General features: G+C 45.7%; 22 protein-coding genes. 3 read left to right on the forward strand and 19 right to left on the reverse strand.

Going from position 1 to position 17,091, the window contains the following annotated elements:
• Positions 1–65: 65 nt before the first annotated feature.
• The 3 genes from FE394_RS09045 to FE394_RS09055 form a co-directional block, all read right to left on the reverse strand.
• Positions 66–3,422 carry a tape measure protein gene (locus tag FE394_RS09045; protein ID WP_319926069.1) on the reverse strand — a complete coding sequence of 1,119 codons (3,357 nt, stop codon included), beginning with the start codon at positions 3,420–3,422 and terminating at the stop codon, positions 66–68.
• 74 nt (positions 3,423–3,496) lie between these two features.
• Positions 3,497–3,913, reverse strand: coding sequence for a hypothetical protein (locus FE394_RS09050; RefSeq protein ID WP_319926070.1), 417 nt, complete (start codon positions 3,911–3,913; stop codon positions 3,497–3,499).
• Positions 3,914–3,979: 66 nt separating this feature from the next.
• Positions 3,980–4,219: an Arc family DNA-binding protein gene (locus tag FE394_RS09055; RefSeq protein ID WP_319926071.1), complete on the reverse strand. Its 240-nt coding sequence runs from the start codon at positions 4,217–4,219 to the stop codon at positions 3,980–3,982.
• Between the two features lie 105 nt (positions 4,220–4,324).
• Here FE394_RS09055 and FE394_RS09060 point away from each other — a divergent pair, with 105 nt between their 5' ends.
• From FE394_RS09060 to FE394_RS09070, 3 genes are all read left to right on the forward strand, one after another.
• Positions 4,325–4,477 carry an Arc family DNA-binding protein gene (locus tag FE394_RS09060; RefSeq protein ID WP_319926072.1) on the forward strand — a complete coding sequence of 51 codons (153 nt, stop codon included), beginning with the start codon at positions 4,325–4,327 and terminating at the stop codon, positions 4,475–4,477.
• Complete coding sequence (locus tag FE394_RS09065; protein ID WP_319926073.1) at positions 4,455–4,706, forward strand: hypothetical protein; 252 nt, start codon at positions 4,455–4,457, stop codon at positions 4,704–4,706. Before FE394_RS09060 ends, FE394_RS09065 begins: the two co-directional genes overlap by 23 nt.
• A gap of 276 nt (positions 4,707–4,982) precedes the next feature.
• Complete coding sequence (locus tag FE394_RS09070) at positions 4,983–5,549, forward strand: phage antirepressor N-terminal domain-containing protein (RefSeq protein ID WP_319926074.1); 567 nt, start codon at positions 4,983–4,985, stop codon at positions 5,547–5,549.
• A 119-nt stretch (positions 5,550–5,668) separates the two neighbouring features.
• Here FE394_RS09070 and FE394_RS09075 read toward each other — a convergent pair whose 3' ends face one another.
• The 16 genes from FE394_RS09075 to FE394_RS09150 form a co-directional block, all read right to left on the reverse strand.
• A complete protein-coding gene (locus FE394_RS09075; RefSeq protein ID WP_319926075.1) occupies positions 5,669–6,019 on the reverse strand; it encodes a hypothetical protein in 351 nt (116 codons plus the stop codon).
• Positions 6,016–6,318 (reverse strand): hypothetical protein, encoded by a 303-nt coding sequence (locus FE394_RS09080; RefSeq protein WP_319926076.1) that lies wholly within the window; start codon positions 6,316–6,318, stop codon positions 6,016–6,018. Before FE394_RS09080 ends, FE394_RS09075 begins: the two co-directional genes overlap by 4 nt.
• A gap of 180 nt (positions 6,319–6,498) precedes the next feature.
• Positions 6,499–7,185 (reverse strand): DUF6246 family protein, encoded by a 687-nt coding sequence (locus FE394_RS09085; RefSeq protein ID WP_319926077.1) that lies wholly within the window; start codon positions 7,183–7,185, stop codon positions 6,499–6,501.
• Positions 7,186–7,234: 49 nt separating this feature from the next.
• Positions 7,235–7,780 (reverse strand): Ig-like domain-containing protein, encoded by a 546-nt coding sequence (locus FE394_RS09090; protein ID WP_319926088.1) that lies wholly within the window; start codon positions 7,778–7,780, stop codon positions 7,235–7,237.
• 255 nt (positions 7,781–8,035) lie between these two features.
• Positions 8,036–8,410, reverse strand: coding sequence for a phage tail termination protein (locus FE394_RS09095; RefSeq protein WP_319926078.1), 375 nt, complete (start codon positions 8,408–8,410; stop codon positions 8,036–8,038).
• A complete protein-coding gene (locus FE394_RS09100; protein WP_319926089.1) occupies positions 8,407–8,778 on the reverse strand; it encodes an HK97 gp10 family phage protein in 372 nt (123 codons plus the stop codon). The genes FE394_RS09095 and FE394_RS09100 overlap by 4 nt, the downstream gene beginning before the upstream one ends.
• A gap of 1 nt (position 8,779) precedes the next feature.
• Complete coding sequence (locus FE394_RS09105) at positions 8,780–9,127, reverse strand: hypothetical protein (RefSeq protein WP_319926079.1); 348 nt, start codon at positions 9,125–9,127, stop codon at positions 8,780–8,782.
• Positions 9,128–9,129: 2 nt separating this feature from the next.
• Positions 9,130–9,498 (reverse strand): DUF7370 family protein, encoded by a 369-nt coding sequence (locus FE394_RS09110; protein WP_319926080.1) that lies wholly within the window; start codon positions 9,496–9,498, stop codon positions 9,130–9,132.
• Positions 9,476–9,760, reverse strand: coding sequence for a hypothetical protein (locus tag FE394_RS09115; protein ID WP_319926081.1), 285 nt, complete (start codon positions 9,758–9,760; stop codon positions 9,476–9,478). The genes FE394_RS09110 and FE394_RS09115 overlap by 23 nt, the downstream gene beginning before the upstream one ends.
• A 9-nt stretch (positions 9,761–9,769) precedes the next feature.
• Positions 9,770–10,861: a major capsid protein gene (locus tag FE394_RS09120; protein WP_319926082.1), complete on the reverse strand. Its 1,092-nt coding sequence runs from the start codon at positions 10,859–10,861 to the stop codon at positions 9,770–9,772.
• Positions 10,862–10,871: 10 nt separating this feature from the next.
• A complete protein-coding gene (locus FE394_RS09125; protein WP_319926083.1) occupies positions 10,872–11,300 on the reverse strand; it encodes a hypothetical protein in 429 nt (142 codons plus the stop codon).
• Between the two features lie 4 nt (positions 11,301–11,304).
• Positions 11,305–12,693: a DUF2213 domain-containing protein gene (locus tag FE394_RS09130; protein WP_319926084.1), complete on the reverse strand. Its 1,389-nt coding sequence runs from the start codon at positions 12,691–12,693 to the stop codon at positions 11,305–11,307.
• Positions 12,694–12,711: 18 nt separating this feature from the next.
• Positions 12,712–13,698: a phage minor head protein gene (locus FE394_RS09135; RefSeq protein WP_419836323.1), complete on the reverse strand. Its 987-nt coding sequence runs from the start codon at positions 13,696–13,698 to the stop codon at positions 12,712–12,714.
• The gene (locus FE394_RS09140; RefSeq protein WP_419836322.1) at positions 13,652–15,079 is read right to left on the reverse strand and encodes an anti-CBASS protein Acb1 family protein; all 1,428 of its coding nucleotides are present in this window, start codon (positions 15,077–15,079) and stop codon (positions 13,652–13,654) included. Before FE394_RS09140 ends, FE394_RS09135 begins: the two co-directional genes overlap by 47 nt.
• Positions 15,080–15,091: 12 nt before the next feature.
• Positions 15,092–16,564 (reverse strand): terminase, encoded by a 1,473-nt coding sequence (locus FE394_RS09145; protein ID WP_319926086.1) that lies wholly within the window; start codon positions 16,562–16,564, stop codon positions 15,092–15,094.
• A gap of 2 nt (positions 16,565–16,566) precedes the next feature.
• A partial coding sequence (locus FE394_RS09150; RefSeq protein ID WP_319926087.1) for a hypothetical protein occupies positions 16,567–17,091 on the reverse strand: 525 nt, incomplete at its 5' end.

Genomic DNA, 17,091 nt, shown 5'->3' on the forward strand with positions numbered 1-17,091 from the left:
TTATCCAGAATTCAGGTTAAATGATAGGTAATTTTTTTAATCAAAAGTCTCATTATTTTTCCTTGTTAATATCCAATTTTCTCAAAAAGACCGTCATCTCTCATTTGATTCACTGCAAACTCGGTCATTTTAGCATCAATGATATTGGAAATCATTCTTGCGTCTTGCTCAGTAACGCCGCCCTGTGTCTTAATTGTGATCTGATTCGTTTGTTGCAGAATCAAAGTATTACCCCCTTTCCCCATATCCCTATTGCTAACAACTTTACCCCTGTCACCCGGTAACAAATATTGATGACCGTTATTGGCTTTAAGGATTTCCGGCTGATTATTCTCACCGATACGGTAAGCGCCGTTCGGACTGACTGGGCCACCATTTTTGCGAGCACCGAGTAATGCGATCATGGCAGGAACAGCCGTTGCCATTGCCATCATTCCGACTGTCGCGGCTGTACCCATTGTTGCGACACTGGTAGCCGCAGCAGCAGGTGCCATAGATGCAGTAATGCTAGCGCCTGTTACTGCTGCCGATGTTGCGGCGGCGGTATTGGCTACCTTACCTATGACCATATTCTTTATTTGCTGAATCCCCATCTGGACTAAGGCGGAAACAGCCTCATTCGTGATGGTTAATGCAAGGTTTCTCATAGCTTCATTGGCGCTCTGAGTGCCGGTTAACAACCCTGTTATCGCATTGGCAGAGCGTGAACCTAATGCATCCAACGAGTCAGCCAAGAACTGATTGGCCTGATTCTGATTGCGCCATATTTCCCATGAAGCATTCAGGCGATCTTGCTCGTACTTGGTATTGGCAGCATTCATTAATTCTATGCCACGCTGAGTTAACTTGCTTTTTTCAGTCTCGAACTGAGCGATCATCTCAAGCTGTTTTTTGTGGCGGTTAGCAAGCTCCTGAATGGGGTCAATCTGTGCAGTGAGTTCTTGTTGAGGGGTGACGACTTTGTTTGTTTTGATGTCTGCAATGGCTTTTGAATAGTTGGCGGCGATCTCCAGTCTGCGTTGATTATACTGCTCTTCCTTTATCAAATCCTCTTTGAATACCCGCTCTAATTGCTCACTTTCCTCCTTTTTAATTTTCTCCGCTTTGGCAAGAGCATCTTTTTCGAGGGCGTATTCCTTATCTTTTCTACGCTGCTCTATTTTATAGAGTTCTGCTGCGGCTGCTTTTGCTAACATAATTTGTTTTGGCGTTGCTTTACTACCAAGCGCTTTAACCGCATCGTACTTAGCCATCTCAATACTGCCTTCTTGATATCCAGTATTGAGTCTATCTAAGGCTTCCTGCTGACGTTTTAATGCTTCTGCGGCTTCATTGGCTGACTTGGTTGATTTTTTATTGGATTTTTTTGATGCTTCTCCGTTTTCCCATATTTGTGCATATGTCTCTTTCAATGCATTGATGGCATTTGGATCGGTTGTTCCTGCATCCTCGGCGTCATATTCTGCTTGCTGTTCAGCTCTGGCCTTCCCTTCTAATTTGCTCAAAGCAAGACGTCTTTTTGCTTGCTTTATTAATTTTTCGCCTTCTTCACCACCCCAGTTTATTTTGAGATATTCAGCATTGAATTCCTTTAATTCACCAGTTGCCATACCCAAAATTTGAGCAAAATGATCTTGAGCACCTGTCATTCTTGCTATTGAACTTATAGCCTTATCATGAGCTTCTGCATTTTCCTTAGCAGCTTTCATTTGCTCAACGATAGTTTCATTAACTCGCTTATATATTAGCGCCAAAAATCCTTCTGCATCAGCTAATTTTGTTTTCTTGGTATAGATTTCTCCCGCTAATTCTTTTGCCTTTCTGACATTCTTATTGTAATTCACCATGTGACCATTATTTTGATCTGTGGTTACTCCAAATTGAAAAGCTAAATCCCAAGACTTCTTTTGCTCTCTATTTGCTTCCTTAAGTTCTTCCTCTAGATCATTCATTTCATCCTTTAGATTTTTTATATACTCTATCGTTTTGGCTCCGGATGCCTCTGCCTGTACGTTATTCATTTCTTTTAATTTTTTAATAACATCCGGCAAGGTTTCTCCGAACTCCATAGATGCTTGTTTTGCTTGCTGAACCTGCTGGTAATAATAGAATATTGCTCCACCAGCCAGCATCGCAGCGCCCATAGGCCCACCCACTAACGAGAGTGCCCCCTTGAGTCCCGTTAAGGTAATGCTAGCCGCTCTATTTGCCGCTGCTGACCGTTCCGTCGCCGCCGTTTCTGCATTTTTAGCCTGAACATGAGCAGCCGATGCAGATATAGCTGCTGATTTTTTAGCATTGAGATTATCCAGCGCTAATGCTTCCGCTGCGCTCCCCCTTGCCACTTGGTATTCAGCCTGAGCAAGATTTAGTGCAGAGGCCGCAGCATCTTTATCAGCCCAAGTCCGTCTTGTTATAGTTTGTGCTGCATATAATTCATTCTGAGCAGTAACCTGAGCTGCTCTTGCCGCATTAATAGAAGCAGCAGCAAGAGTTATCTTGTTTTGCGTTGCTAATGCCAAAGCACCTACCAATCGCCCTCCTATTACTCCAGCAACGACTAAAGCCACATTTGATACAAGATCCATATTTTCACTGACCGTTACCAAGGTACTATTAAACGTTTTAAGTGCTGTCTGAACAGTCGTGGATTGACCAAAGAATTGAGTCAGATTATTACTTGCCACTTGTATAGACTGACTCATTGTTGCTGACGTTTTACCAAACTCTTTAGCGATAACCTCAGATTGTGCCAGAAAAGCCTTCGATACAACTTCCGAAGTTAATTTACCCTCCGCCGCCATTTTTCTTAACTGACCAATATTAACGCCAAGGTGATCGCTCAACGCGGCAATTAAGCGACTGCCGTTCTCAGACATGGAATTAAATTCTTCACCACGCAGGACGCCAGAAGCCATAGCCTGCGAGAACTGAATCATTACACTTGACGATTCAGCAGCGGTTGCTCCTGAAACCACCAGACCTTTTGCTACAGTCTCGGTTAATTTCGCCACATCATTAGCCGACATACCATAACTACGAGTGGCTCTTTCAAGGCGACCATACAGCGCAGCTGTGGAATCCAAATCTGCACGGGCGTTCTGGCTGATATTGAAAACACGCTCTGTCACTTCCGCCAGCGCTTCATTTGCTTTAACGGCGTTAACCAGTTTGTTATTCACCACAACCCATGCGTCGGCATAAGCCGCCACCTGTTGAACAGATAGCGCTGATGTGAGAGCCATCGCAACCTTAGAAATAGAAGATAAGGCTTTCTCCGCTCCCTGCACTGAACGCTCAGTTTGATTAAAGCGTTGCTCTACCTGCCCCAAGCGCGAATCTAATTGTCTTTGTGTTGACAATAATTGCGCTACATCCATTGATACCTGATAAACAATATTGCCTACTTGATGCTCTGCCATTTTGTTAGTTCCTTAAAAAAGAAAACCCCGCCGAATGGCAGGGTTGTTTGATACAGGAAATAAATTAAAGGGGTTTATTGATTCAAAGGTTGTACTCTATTAAACATATCATTGGTTGTTGTGTCATATAACACTCCACCTGAGAAGATATAAACGTATCTTCTTTCACCAACGTAACCACCATAGCTATTTTTTGCATTAACATAAACCGGAACTATCCAGCCATATGCTACGCTCCCCTTAGATGGTGACCATTCTCCATCCTGGGTATAACCTTTAAATGGTTTTAAGAATCTGTAATGTGCTGTATATGGGTCTTTTAGACTGGCGCTCATTGCGTTTTTTATTTGCTCTTCATAATTACCCGGCAATTCACCATAATTAGCAGAAGACATTTCTTCTTGTGTTGGGGGTTGAAGTGTAGTGCAGCCACTCATTAATAATAAAGAGCTAAGAACAAATGTCGCCGCAAAAAATATTTTTCTCATCATATTCCTCATTTAGTTACCTTGTCTTATGTTAACCAACTAGCACTGCAAAATTGAGCAAATTAGTGTTTATTTAGACAGCTTTTTTATCTGTTCCATTTCTTTTTCTAACGCCGTCACTCTATTGGCAATATCTGTAACACTAACATCTAAATTGACCTCATTTTTACTCACCCAATCTTCAATAGCGGCTACCATCTCTTGATTAGATGATCTGCCATTGACTTCTGCGAGCTTGGTTACCTTATCTTTTAATTCAACAGGTAGGCGTAGATTAACCTGTGGATTCTTATATTTTCTCTCTGACATACCCACTCCTAATATTTTAGTACAGATTAAGTAGGTATCTATTGACTATCAATGCGTACCTAAATAATATGTATGCGTACCACATACATAAAAAAGGAGTTGATAGTGAAAACAACAAAACCCTCGTCAGTCAGATTCCCAGAAGAGATTAGAGACTTATTAGAAAAATTAGCAAAGAAAAATGACAGAACATTTAGCAAAGAAATAGTAAGTAGAGTGCGCAAGACGTTAAAAGATGATGGGTTTATCAATACCTAAAGCAGTGAAGCCCCAACTGGTTGCAACAGTCAGGGCTTGGTCGATACCACACAAAAAAGTCCCTCATGTTGCGCCGGGCGGACAAGTCACTCAAATGGCAGTAGTGCATGAAGAATCATTCGAAAAAGCACTGAACCAGATGATGAAGGAAGCAAAACAACGTGGCTCGCAGTGGTATCACGCCAAAATGGGTAGATTCTCAATCACAGATTTGAAAGTAGTAGCTTAAAGATTGAAGCCAAGGACGGCGATCAAATACTGATCTATCCGACAGAAATGACCACTTTAACAGTGATTTATAGTGTTAACAATATGCATTTACACTTATTATGTGTGTGAATAGTTTAATATTCGAGGTGTCTCGCAATTTAAAATTAACTTTCTTTACATAACGTTACAATTACGCGATAAATATTGTCGCTTTAAAACGGCGAAGCCCCGAACCGTCGTAGGGACAGTTAGGGGCTTCTTATTCAACGTCTACAACTCTTGCAGGAGAATAGACATGCTAAGTATACCATTTAATGAATCAAGTAAAACTATCAGCGTTCCATTTCATGGTGACCATCTATATTTGGTTAATTATAACGGTGAACCTTATGTACCCATGCGACCCATTGTTGATGGAATAGGTTTAGCTTGGCAATCGCAATTAGAGAAGATAAAACAAAGATTTAAATCAACTGTAACGGAAATCGTTATAGTTGCCGCAGATGGTAAAAAGCGCAATATGGCTTGCCTCGCCCTCCGCAAGCTTGCTGGCTGGTTAGCAACTATTAGCCCCAATAAAGTGAAAGCGTCGATCAGGGATAAAGTTATCCGGTATCAGGATGAGTGCGACGACGTTCTTTACGAATACTGGACAACGGGTGAGGTTAAAAAGAAAAAGCCAAAACCTCAGCCACCTAATTTCAGATATGTTATCAAGATGGAAATTTACGATAAACATCTCAACAAGACCGAAACTTTTACTGGTGGAACCGAGACGCCAACGGGAATAATTAAAGGTGTGGCGAGACGATACGGGTATCACATAGATAACATGATCTCACTACCGATGAACATATTCTAACCCCAAAGCCACGGACGGCTTGTCTACTCATAACGACGATGACATAGTGCAAGATGATGCCAAAGAGTAGTAGAAATGAAAAACCCGCTCAAAGGGCGGGTTTGTTGATTGCTATTTAATTAAGCAACCTTGTGCTTATTAATCGATTTTCTTTTTTCATTCTTTATCGCCTTGCTGTGAGCTTCGGTGAGTATTCGTTTCTTCTCACTATTGGCAAAGCGATTTAAAACTTGCCTGATTAATGGCTGATAGCCTAAACCATTAAGGTCAGCTATCATTTTCAAGTCTTCTATCAGGGACTTATTTAACCTGATTGAAATTGGCTGTAATTCCAGCACTTCATTAATCAAGTCTTCGGTTATATCACTGGATACTTTAACGTGAGCCTCACTACAACCAAGCTCACCGTTCTCCCATGCTTCATCAGTAGAAGCTATCAGGTGTGTTCGCTTATCAGTTTGTTTGCTCATTTCTCTGTTCCTAGACCGTATTTTTTGTAAATTCTCAATTCATCTTCGTTAGGTGTATAAGCTGTCCTTATGGCTACCCCTTTTTCTGGGTAGTAGATAAAGACTATCTTTAACTTAACACCGTAATCAGTTTCAGATATAAACCATCTAGTAGGCGGATCAGTTCTATTATCTTCTCTTGTATCCTCAAGAAAACGCCCTACCCGATTAGAAAAACACTGGAGTATATCCTCTTCATTAACAGGCGGATTCTTGCCCGCTAACTTCAATCTGATGTTTGATGATATCAAGAGCTTCATGTGCCGGTGTCTTTAACCTATGGTTAATCTGTATATACAGAATACACCACGAAACAGATCGAAACAACTCAAATTGATTCACAAAATATCAATGATTATTGTGTAATTGATAGATAAAATAGATTACCAAACCGTCCATTTTGTATATACAAAAAGTCATGGTATTTAAGCCATCCGTGGTTACTTTTTCATACTAACCAACCTGCGCTTACCCTTCATTAAGTCATCAGTGCGCTGATCATCCGCGTCAATCACCGCATCATACTCTTCACGGGTGAAGCCTTTTTCATCGGGAAACTTGGCTTTCAGCATCATCTGAAACTCGGTCATAGTTAACCGTTCAGCTTCCTCGCGTGACATATTGAAATGGGTACGGGCGGCATTGATGTACTCAATCACCTTAAACTGACCTGAATACTCTTCCGTTCCTTCATTACGCTGGAGTCTCCTGATTTTTACCTTGCCAATAACGCCGTGCGTTATCAGCTCATTGGCAATCACGATGATGTCATTAATGGGTATTTTCCCCGGACGATACACAATCCCTCTTCGCCCCGGTCGCCATTCGCCGATCAGCTCATCTGCATCGTCCTCACAGCACGCCTGTATCACCCTCATTGAAGTTGACAGAATGACACGACCAAATGCAGGTTTACGCATCAGCTCAATCAACCAGTCGGGGACAGTTCCATAAGCCAGTATTGCACGGTTAATTAATTCTTGTGCCTCTGCTCCGTTAAGCAGGGTGTACGCCTCTACAATTTGCTGTGGTGTACCAACGCGATTCATTGCCGCTAATGAAGGGCAAAGTAAATAATCTTTGTCACCAGAGATAACCATCTCACCTATTTCAAAAATGGGTGTCATAACGCCTCCTTAACATTATCAAGGGCACTATCCAGCACCCTTTGTAATGTTAAGCTGTAACCGTTACGGCACATTTTGCTATCTTGCTGCCGTCCGAGGTCGTCACGGTAATGTTTGCAGTGCCTTCTGCAACGCCTTTCACAGTCACCACATTACCAACCTTGCTCACAGTTGCGATGCTGGTTTTATCCGATACCACTGCGTAGCTTTTATCGGTGGCATTGGCTGGGGTGACGCTAACGCTAAAAGAGCTCGTCTTCCCGACTGCAACAGACAAGGAGGGCGGGTTAACAGCAACTGATTGCACCAATACTTCTTCAATCAGCCAGTCAACGGTATCGGCATCACTCACCTTTAATTCACCGGAATAGGTGGCAACTTCATTAGAGCCAAACTGGGATGACCAGGATGTAAAGACCATGTAACCTTGTAATACGAAAGCATCTTCACCGGTAAAATCCATCTGCACCCAATACGAGGGCTGACGACCAGCTTGAACTTCTTTCGGGATCTCCCGCAATAGACGCAATGGGCCAAAATCTTCGTTCTTATCCTGTTTACGGTATTCGCCGTCAAATGAGATGGTTAAGTCCATACTGGTCACAATACTCTCCACCAGCCCTTTTGAATCGTCCGCCTCTGAGGTCAGCGTGTTGGGAGACAGATCAAATGATTTGGTGGTCAAGGCACCAATCCTTAGGAATGCTGACTGATCGGGTGCTGTGTCATTGCAACCGTGCGCAAGACGAATAATGGCATTGCGGCCAATCAGCTTATTGGTTTCTACTGGGCAATTAGCCATGAATAACCTCTTTTAATAGAAATAAAAAAGGCCGCGTTAGGCGACCTATTATGATGTACAACGGAATAGTAACCGGATGATGTATCGGTTCTCTTGTGTGGGAATGGGAGTTGGCATACCTCCCAGATTAAAAACAGCGGTTAGGCAATCATCATCGGGATGAGCAGCCACATAGTCGAGTATTTCCTGTGCCCGCTGGATAACAGGCAGCGGATCATTCTGACCGCTAACCAGTATCACCTGTACATTGTCATCGGCGCTGATATCATCCAGTCGCCCGGTTCCACCCGCAGGCTGAAAGATCATGTACTGCATCTTACCACCATCGCCTTTCTGCTCAATCCAAGTGACCATCTGCACCGTGAAACCGTCAATCAAACCTGCCGTTGCCAGATAATGCCGAAATTGCTCAAATACACTCATAGCGATTTCAATTCCTCCATGACAGCCTTATCTATCTGCTCCCTAATCTCATCGAAACCTCGTCGCAAAAACTCTTTCTTCGCGGTTGCCCTGCGGAAGTTTTGCTTAACTTTGGGGTCATGAACATAAATAGCGTAGTTTGCCGAGTAACCCACTCGCCCCGTTAACCGTGATCCCTGAAAGCGAACATCACGGAACTGAGAATTAATGAGGGTGGCAGTATCAATCGGCGTATAAAGCGCAGCCTGAGCACTACCAATATACAAAGCTTTATATATGGCTCGAACCACTTTCCGTCCTCTTATATCGCCGATAAGCGCATTCAGTCTGGTTTGTGCTTCACGAATGCCAGTGACTTTTACGCCCATCTCACACCCCTGTAACCAACGCATAGTCATCCGCCATACGCTCGAATGTGTCTGCATAGCGAACGAGATGTTTGATTTCGTCAGCTCCTGCCGCAATAGGGTCTGGATTGAATGACTCGCCAATCAGGATGTAATCCCCCACAGACGCATCAGCAAACTCAGTCCAGAAGGTATTTTTAGCCACCAGCTCAACACCAACCCCTGATATCTTGCTGGACAATCCGCCTTGATAATCACACAGGATGATTTGCGGTTCTCCATAACCAAGGGGCTTGCCATACTCATCATTTCCCAGCCGCTTCCAGAAGGTGCAAAGGGCGGTATAAGCCCAGTTAGCAACGCTGCTCATACTCACCCCACCACATCAAAGAAGCCGACTGATTTACTCTCCAGTGGCAAACCAGACAGGCAACCGTGTTTATCCCAGACTCTGATTTGCTTAAGCAGGTAATCAGTGCCGGCTGAATCATAGTTGAATGAACGGGAGCCACCAGAAGGAGAACCCTGTGAAGCGATCTTTCTTGCGCCAGACAGGGAGGCCAAACGGACAGCAGCGTAGATAAGCAATAGCTTTTGCAGATTACCCTCATACCCCTGAGCCGCCATACACTCAGATTTTTCATTTACCTGATTCAATAACAATTCAAGAACTGAATCAGGCAACGTAAAACCCAGTTCGGCGATCATCGGCTTGATGTCATTCAGCGTTATCTGCACCATCTGGTTTATCCTTTTTACTGCCTTTACCTTTTGGTTTTTCAGGCTCAGGCTCAGGCTCAGGCTCAGGCTCAGGCTCAGGCTCAGGAGTATTGTGCGTCGGTGTTGCGACTTCAAAAGCGCTATCTTCAATCATTTCCACTAGCCCAATCAACGCCCAGCGTTTCGCTGTCATCTGATCGATTTCTACTAAATCGCCAACCTCCAGTTTTTGGAGATTGGCACCGGAGAACAGATTGCCTGCAATCACTTTTACCAGTGCCATATCGACTCCTTATCCCTTGGCGAACAGAACGCCGTGTTTGTTGTTGATGTCGGTCTTGACCATCAGACCAGCCGCACCCCAAGTCCGCCAGACATAATCCGAGTTGTAGAACTGACGCGGATCAGCCACCGTACCGAACGCCTGACCGACGACAGGAGAAATAACACCTGCACCCAACGGCAAGACCAGAGTTTCATTCCCTGCCAGTTGAAAGTCTTCTTTGATATCTTTGATGCCCGTGAGTTTCTTGACTTCTTCCAACACAGTACGGGTCGCGTTGACATCAAAGTAAATCTTCTCCCAATGGGGCAAGATGTCACCGGAGACATACCAAGTCTGTTCGGCGTACATGAAGTTTTTCAGGCGCAGGGTGTCGCGCAAGGCAATCGCCCCTTCGCGGATGGCTTTAGCGTCAGCTTTGGTAAAGTCGATATTCAAACCACCCTTACCCAAATCAACCATACCAACACGCTCATCAGATTTCAGGCCTTTCCACGTTTTCCCGTCAAACTGGATATAGCTTCCTTCGCTGTCACGGAAGCCGTTGAAGATGTAGTCCACATACTGACGACGAACACTGTCCACAGATCCCTGCTGCGCATCTGCCAGTGAAGCCAGCGCAGAACCTTTGTTGAAAATCGGGTCACGCCACTGGAATTTGAATCCAGAGTCATGAATAGGCACCATCGTACCGTCAAAGCTGTACGCACGCGCATCCAATGCTGCACCAATCTGACCGCTCATGGAAGTGTGCGCCCAGCCTTTGCCGCCAGTGCGCGCATACTCGTATACTGACTCTTCCAGACGAACGGAGCGAGACAGTGGCATCAGGTCATTAAACAAGGTGAACTCAGTATTCGGCTCAAACTGTTTGATGACGGTCTGGTCATAAGCTCTGTACAAACGGCGAATATCATCAACCGCATTCACGGCATTAAGATAAGGGGCACTTTCAGCCTCTCCCCGCCAACGGGTACGAGCTATAAAATCAGCCGCTGCCTGCGCGCCAGCATTGCGGGCTATTTCCAGTTCACGAAATTGAGCCTGATTAACTGCCAAGTTACCGGTTTGCTCACCGATAGATTTTGAAAATACAAACATTCATGTCTCCTTACTTGAAAACGATGCGAACCAAATCGCCCGCTTTTACTGTGAGTTCGTCTTCTTCAACGTAGGCAAATACCGTAACGCCGTCACCAGCAGCCTGAATCTGACCGTTAGTGACTGTGACTGGTTGCCCCTTTTTGTACGCGCCCTCAGCCGCGCGAACATTCAGAAATATCCCCGCCATTGGATGAATACCAACGACCACACCACCAGCCGTGATAGGTTCATCTACCGTCTGGCAGCGGAGATAATCGATATTGGCGACATAAAGAATCGCCGCTTCCTTGCCGTCTACCGAGGCTTTGAATTTCCCGGCCTCGAAATATCCAATCGTGCCCGGCTTCGTATCCACTGCCGCCGCCCCTTCTCGGTTCAGCATGGGATTAGTAAATACACCACCCGCATGAATTACGTGTTTTCCGTCTTTAGCCATTTTCTTACTCCGGCATAGATGTGAATGATTCAGAATTGTTGTTTGTGAAAGCTGGATTTATTCCGGTTGAGGTCTGGCATTGCGCATAGAACCCATCGAGTGCCGCGCCATCCAGTGCGTTAACTGCGGTGTCGTCCAGACCAAACTTCGCTTTCACAGCAGCACGTTTATCGGCTTTATCTTTGTCCGCGTTTGCTGTCAGCCCTGACTCAATCGTATTGATCTTATCTGCAAATGGCTGAAACCATGCTGGAGCCTCAGCAGCGTTATTCACGGGTTGCTTCTCTTCTTTCTCTTTATTTTTGTCTGGGCCTTCCTTGTTGCTCTTATCGTCCTGATTCGTTTTCTCGCCCTCCTTGAGTGCGTTATAGGCAGCAAATAGCTCAGCATCAGACTGACCCTCTGTTTCCTTGCCAGCGGCTTTTAGTGCGTTAACAATCATGTCTTTCATCGGATCTTGTTCCTTATTGGTTTTGATTTCTTCGTATTCAGTTGGCTTGCGCACAACCTCAATAGGCTCTCCAACGAGTTCAGCGGTGCCGTCATCGTTCATGAGATATTTTTGTCGGTAGGTTTTACCAGAGTGGTAATAGATGAATCTGTCCGGCCAGACGCTTTCAGTATAGGGATAATCATCGTCTGGATAGGTGGCTCTGAGTTTATCTCTGAGCGCAGAATAAATGTCATCAAATGAGAAGTTAGACGCATTAGTGAAGAAGAACCGGGCTTTATCAATCACCCCTTCTTTTGTGCAATTTGACGCATCAGAGAGATTGACCGTTTCAACTTCTAACTTTTCACCATCAGAGTTAACAAAAATGCCTACGCCTTCTTCTGGTGTGGCTGCTCCCGGCTCATCAGCAGGGAGGATAGCCACATGGTCGAACTGCATGTTTCGTGCTACCCATGTGTACTTTTTCCCTTTGGATTTCCCGCTATTCTGCTCACGCTGTAGCAATAATCCGGTGGAAACATGGATAGGTTCAGCGTCTTTGTTGGCGATCATGTCATCAAGACGCTGTAGCAATGCTTTGCCCTTCTCCGTAGACTCTGCATAACGGCGATTAATCTTCATGTCCATGACAACCCGATCACCGTCTTTACGGACATTCTCAGCCCATGCACCCACATGAAACTGATTCACTGCACGGGGCACATCAGCGGAAACATATTGACCACCGATGCTGGGATGCCCCAAAGGCATTTGCTTGCCTTCGATTGATTGGTAGCTCTTGTTAATTTCACCAGCCGGATAAAGTCCCCCGTTCATCACAACATCATCGACCACGGGCACAACGCCGCGAATGACGATATGCTCATCACCGTCGATGGTTTCCGTTGAAATATTGGAGGAGTTTAAGGCCAGCGATTTAACATGAATGCTGAGCTTCATGCCATGACCTCGTTGAAGTTACTTAGATAAATTGGATTCCTGCCACACCTTACGCTCTTCCGTCAGACGTTCAGTTAATCCCGTGTTATACAGCTTCCCGTTATCATCCAGAACAACAGGCAGTTGCGCGCAGTAGCAATGATGGCGATTACCGTTCTTGGAATAGAATTCCTTAGCCTCCTGTTTTGTGCAGAGTTTTCCATGCCTGACTGCATGCCATTGCCGTGTTGTAGGTTTCAGGGCGGATAACCAAAGCAATTTGGTATTTAATCCCAGCCGCTCTTTGGCCCATTCAGATTCATTCCAATTAGCCTCTCGCAATGCACCTACTTGCTCAGTCTGGGCGATGTTTTTAGCCTTAGCCATTGATACATCGAGCCGCTTGCTGACAATGCCTGCGGTTTCTCTTGGGTTGATACCGCGAGCAATGGCCTCGGTGATCACATTAGCCAAATCCGCCCTTGTTGCGTCCGATATCCCTTTCCAGTCGCTGTACGTTGAGACAAAAGCCGCCGCCACCTGATTTTGATAGGCTGGCGTCGATAACAGGAAAGACAGTGTCGTTTGCTGTGCGTAGATTTCTGATTGCATAGACAGATTGGTATAGGCGTTTAGTGTTCCACGCTGATATTCAGCCGCGACATAACTCAACGCCCATAGCTGTTCTTTACCACCCTCAAGCAAGTACGCATCCAGAATGGCCTGTATCCGCTCCAGCAATAATGCTAACTCGCTCGCCGACATGTCGTAAATAAAAGCATCCTGATTAACCCGAAATAACCAATCTGGCCCACCTGCTTCGTTTTTTGCCAACAAATAACTGGATTGCCCTTCTTTTGACTGTCCGGTCAAGGCAATGTCAAATAGTTGTCTCAGGGATTGCTTAATGTCGTAATACCGCTGCTCGATATCACGAAACATCTTGTTAACGGGTCGGTATGATTGCGTTGGGTCGCGTTTATTCCTTGGTATTATCGGGGTGCCGATTTTGATCTTTGTCATCAGTTAACGGATCTCCGGTTGCCACCTGTGGCTCAGGCTCTTCTTCCAGCGGCTCCAGCTCGCCCACAGTGCGGATCTCATTAGGGGTAAATATTGGCGTCCCGAATGCCTGTTGGGTCTTGAGTGCCGCTTCCGCCATCTTAATCATATTGTCGATCTTCTCCTGTTCGCTGGCTGCCAGCATGTCAGACCATGCAATAGTGACCTCGCCAGAGCTGGGCGGCTCGATAATGCCAACTTCCCACAGTCGTTGTATCAGTCTTGTTACATATTGGGTTAAAAAACCCCATCGACGCCCATTCAGGCGAACTTTCCATGTGGCATCATCTTTATCACCTGCCAGCTTTCCTGTTTGCGTGCCAAAAAGAACCGTAAATGGTATCTGTACTGAGGCGCAGAACTCACGGCTTGTTACTTCCCATGTCGGGGTTGGATCTCCCGGCGCAACAGACAGCACATTCAATTTTCCAGCCTGCATCACAGCGGCTGAGTCAGTTCCTCTATTGAGTTTATGTATTTTATCTTCCAAAGCTTCGCCAAGGTTTTTATATCCAGCTTCAATTGCCAATTGACTAAGTTCACTGATACTGGTTTCTTTATCAAACTCAACCCCAATCTGACGGGAAGCGTTTTTCAGAAAGCCTTCGGAGCTGCCACCACTCACCTTCTCAACATCCAACAGCTTGTTATAGCCAGCCCTGAGAAGAGGTGTACCAGAGAAAATATCCCCCGATTCAGCCCCTTCGCACAAGATAATGACCCGTGAGTGGTGAATGGTTAGTTGCTTGGCTGGCCCTTGCATTTCAACCTGACCGATCGGACGTTCATCAAAATTAAACATCTTCGGCTCACCGTAAGTTTCTGAATTGATGTCCGTGTCCCATTCAGCAACGGTTAATTGCGGCTCCCAAACTGGGATTAAATTGACCAATGCCTTTTCTTTTAGTCTGGAAACGACCTTGACATCTACCGGCTGATGCCATGATTGATTGTCCCTCACTTGAATAAGCAATGCCGAATAATGACTAACCATATTGCGGCGATCAGCATCCTTGATTTTTGACCAGAGCGGCTTGAGTAACTTCGTAACTTTTGTTTCCCATGCACTGGTAGCATCTGACTCTTTCTTTTCCTCACCATCAATGATGGTCGGGTTATCCTGCCAGCACCCATCCAGTAAACGATGCACCGCCGCATGTGCCACTGGATTACGTTCATAAGCGTTGTAATACTCACGAAAGGTTAACCGTTCGGGATAGCCAAACTCAGTATAGATATTGGTACGTTTCGTATTGCCGCTAATCCCACCTGATGCGTAAAGCATTCGCCTGGCGATGGTGTCTGCCAGACTGTTCACCAGAAATTCTGTTTTGCTTTCACTCACGAAAGACGCTCCTTAAAAGAAAAATGCGCCAACTGCCTTGCGGTTATTCTTGGCCACAGCAAAATAACGAAAACTATCCGCACCGTGTGACGTGAAATCATGAAGCGGCTTATCCTTCCAGCAGCCGCGCTTGTCATCCCATTCCTTACGGTAACTTTCCAGATGAGATATTCCCTCGCTGCACTGCTCTTCATCGAATACGCAACTGGATAAGATCTCACGCACCGATTCAATACCGGTATCAATACCCACCTTTGGCACGACTTTGAATATCATCGAATACCGCTGCCCATCGATCTCATACCCCTCTCGCGCTAATTCACGACGAGACTTGGCATCCGCACCAAATTCACGGTTATCAATATCATGCGGTCCCCAGTGTTCACCGTAAGTGTATCCCTTGTCTTTCAGCACTTTCATGTAGTGCCGCAGCCCCTCACCGGAATTCTCGTAGTAGTCGATAATATGAAACTCATTACCCACCTCACGCACAAACCAGATCGCCGTTGAATCCCCCACCCCGATATCCCAGAACGTGTGTACTGGCAGGTGTGAGTTATCCGGCACCTTACCAATGCGTTTCTTCTCATACAGCGCACGAAACTGTTTGGCGTAGTAAGCCCCTTCAACCGATTGCTGGAATGCCTCGGCGGGGATGGATGGATATTCCCGTTTCATGTCATCGCCGAGCGTCTTTTCTTTGGCGAGATACCACGCCTTTTGGCGTTCATTTAACTGAATGCCGTGTTTGCCTGATAACTCCGCAAAGTAATCCACCAGCCGTTGCGGAATGGGTTCAACGGGGTCGATGGCATATTGTGGATTCTTCCACCAAGAGAAAAAGAAGAACTTCCAATCAAGGTTGGATAACGGTTTGCCTTGTATCTGGGCTTTCTCTGCTGACTGGCAATAATCAAAAAAGTAACCGGCCCGCCCCTCTGCCGTACTTTCAATCGTGGTGAAACAATCGGTGGAGACGGCTTCAAACGCCCCCGTGACTATCTCTCTGGCTTTGTGTGGGAACTTGGCACAAATCTTCCCGAATTCGGACACATGCAGATAACGCAAGGTGCCACCACGAAACGAGGTGGAGACATACAGTGATCCACCTTTGCGAAAGACCAGCTCACCCGCCGAATCATTGCTGGCAGGGTTGGCGGCCTTAATCTCATCTGGCAACCGATCATAGGCATACTTCACCTTCTCCCGAAACAAGCGCTTAGCATCGTTCAGGGTATGAGCAATCAGGGCGCATTTGGCAGACTCGAATAAGGCGGCATCAAGCTGAATAATGCATACCTCAGTGGTGAAACCCAACTGACGGGCTTTCAGGATAATGTTGCGGGTGTGAATGCCTCCGAAGTATTCCAACTGTTCCGGCGTCATCTTAAACCTGACAGGACGACCTTCTTTATTGGTTATCCAGTAGAGATTATTGAGCCGCCAGAGTTTATCGCGCAATAACGCTAAATGTTCCGGCTTCATGGTTATCCCTTGGCTAAATCGTCCATCAGGTCAGAAATGTTGTCTGTAGCTGTGTTTTTATCGCCGCCATCAATGTTGTATGACTCCCTCTCACCCTTGATGAGTTTGATTTGAGCGTCAACACCAGCCGTAATAGTCCGAGCGATAGAGGCGTGGTTATCTTCGGTTATTTCAACATCATCCAGAAACGTTCTCAGCTTATTTGCTATCCTGCGCCAGTCTGCTAAATCAGTGCGATGCCCGAGGACAACTTCCGCCGCTTCACTGGATGCCTGCTCTATAATGTCTTCATCAGTTCGCACTTCTGGCTGCGAACCAACCCTGCGAACCTCACTGCGAACCTCACTGCGAACCAGCTTAGTTCTTGTTGCCTTTTTTACCTGATCAGTCAGGTCTCTTTGCCAACCATTAGCGCTGGCTCTTTTCCTTATGGCGGTATCACTCACCCCGTGTTTAGCCGCTATCTCACGAATTGACAACGAACCAGCACGGTAAACCGATTCGATGGCCTCCCAATCTGGTTTAGC

It is taken from the genome of Xenorhabdus littoralis (assembly GCF_033949345.1).
Classification (GTDB): Bacteria; Pseudomonadota; Gammaproteobacteria; order Enterobacterales; family Enterobacteriaceae; genus Xenorhabdus; species Xenorhabdus littoralis.

Excerpts from the sequence above, each read along its gene's own strand:
- FE394_RS09090 (WP_319926088.1), bottom strand. The coding sequence starts at position 7,780 with ATGGACTTAACCATCTCATTTGACGGCGAATACCGTAAACAGGATAAG.
- FE394_RS09085 (WP_319926077.1), bottom strand. The coding sequence starts at position 7,185 with ATGACACCCATTTTTGAAATAGGTGAGATGGTTATCTCTGGTGACAAA.
- FE394_RS09100 (WP_319926089.1), bottom strand. The coding sequence starts at position 8,778 with ATGGGCGTAAAAGTCACTGGCATTCGTGAAGCACAAACCAGACTGAAT.
- FE394_RS09045 (WP_319926069.1), bottom strand. The coding sequence starts at position 3,422 with ATGGCAGAGCATCAAGTAGGCAATATTGTTTATCAGGTATCAATGGAT.
- FE394_RS09095 (WP_319926078.1), bottom strand. The coding sequence starts at position 8,410 with ATGAGTGTATTTGAGCAATTTCGGCATTATCTGGCAACGGCAGGTTTG.
- FE394_RS09110 (WP_319926080.1), bottom strand. The coding sequence starts at position 9,498 with ATGGTGCAGATAACGCTGAATGACATCAAGCCGATGATCGCCGAACTG.
- FE394_RS09115 (WP_319926081.1), bottom strand. The coding sequence starts at position 9,760 with ATGGCACTGGTAAAAGTGATTGCAGGCAATCTGTTCTCCGGTGCCAAT.
- FE394_RS09080 (WP_319926076.1), bottom strand. The coding sequence starts at position 6,318 with ATGAAGCTCTTGATATCATCAAACATCAGATTGAAGTTAGCGGGCAAG.
- FE394_RS09120 (WP_319926082.1), bottom strand. The coding sequence starts at position 10,861 with ATGTTTGTATTTTCAAAATCTATCGGTGAGCAAACCGGTAACTTGGCA.
- FE394_RS09050 (WP_319926070.1), bottom strand. The coding sequence starts at position 3,913 with ATGATGAGAAAAATATTTTTTGCGGCGACATTTGTTCTTAGCTCTTTA.
- FE394_RS09070 (WP_319926074.1), top strand. The coding sequence starts at position 4,983 with ATGCTAAGTATACCATTTAATGAATCAAGTAAAACTATCAGCGTTCCA.
- FE394_RS09145 (WP_319926086.1), bottom strand. The coding sequence starts at position 16,564 with ATGAAGCCGGAACATTTAGCGTTATTGCGCGATAAACTCTGGCGGCTC.
- FE394_RS09055 (WP_319926071.1), bottom strand. The coding sequence starts at position 4,219 with ATGTCAGAGAGAAAATATAAGAATCCACAGGTTAATCTACGCCTACCT.
- FE394_RS09065 (WP_319926073.1), top strand. The coding sequence starts at position 4,455 with ATGATGGGTTTATCAATACCTAAAGCAGTGAAGCCCCAACTGGTTGCA.
- FE394_RS09105 (WP_319926079.1), bottom strand. The coding sequence starts at position 9,127 with ATGAGCAGCGTTGCTAACTGGGCTTATACCGCCCTTTGCACCTTCTGG.
- FE394_RS09130 (WP_319926084.1), bottom strand. The coding sequence starts at position 12,693 with ATGAAGCTCAGCATTCATGTTAAATCGCTGGCCTTAAACTCCTCCAAT.
- FE394_RS09075 (WP_319926075.1), bottom strand. The coding sequence starts at position 6,019 with ATGAGCAAACAAACTGATAAGCGAACACACCTGATAGCTTCTACTGAT.
- FE394_RS09125 (WP_319926083.1), bottom strand. The coding sequence starts at position 11,300 with ATGGCTAAAGACGGAAAACACGTAATTCATGCGGGTGGTGTATTTACT.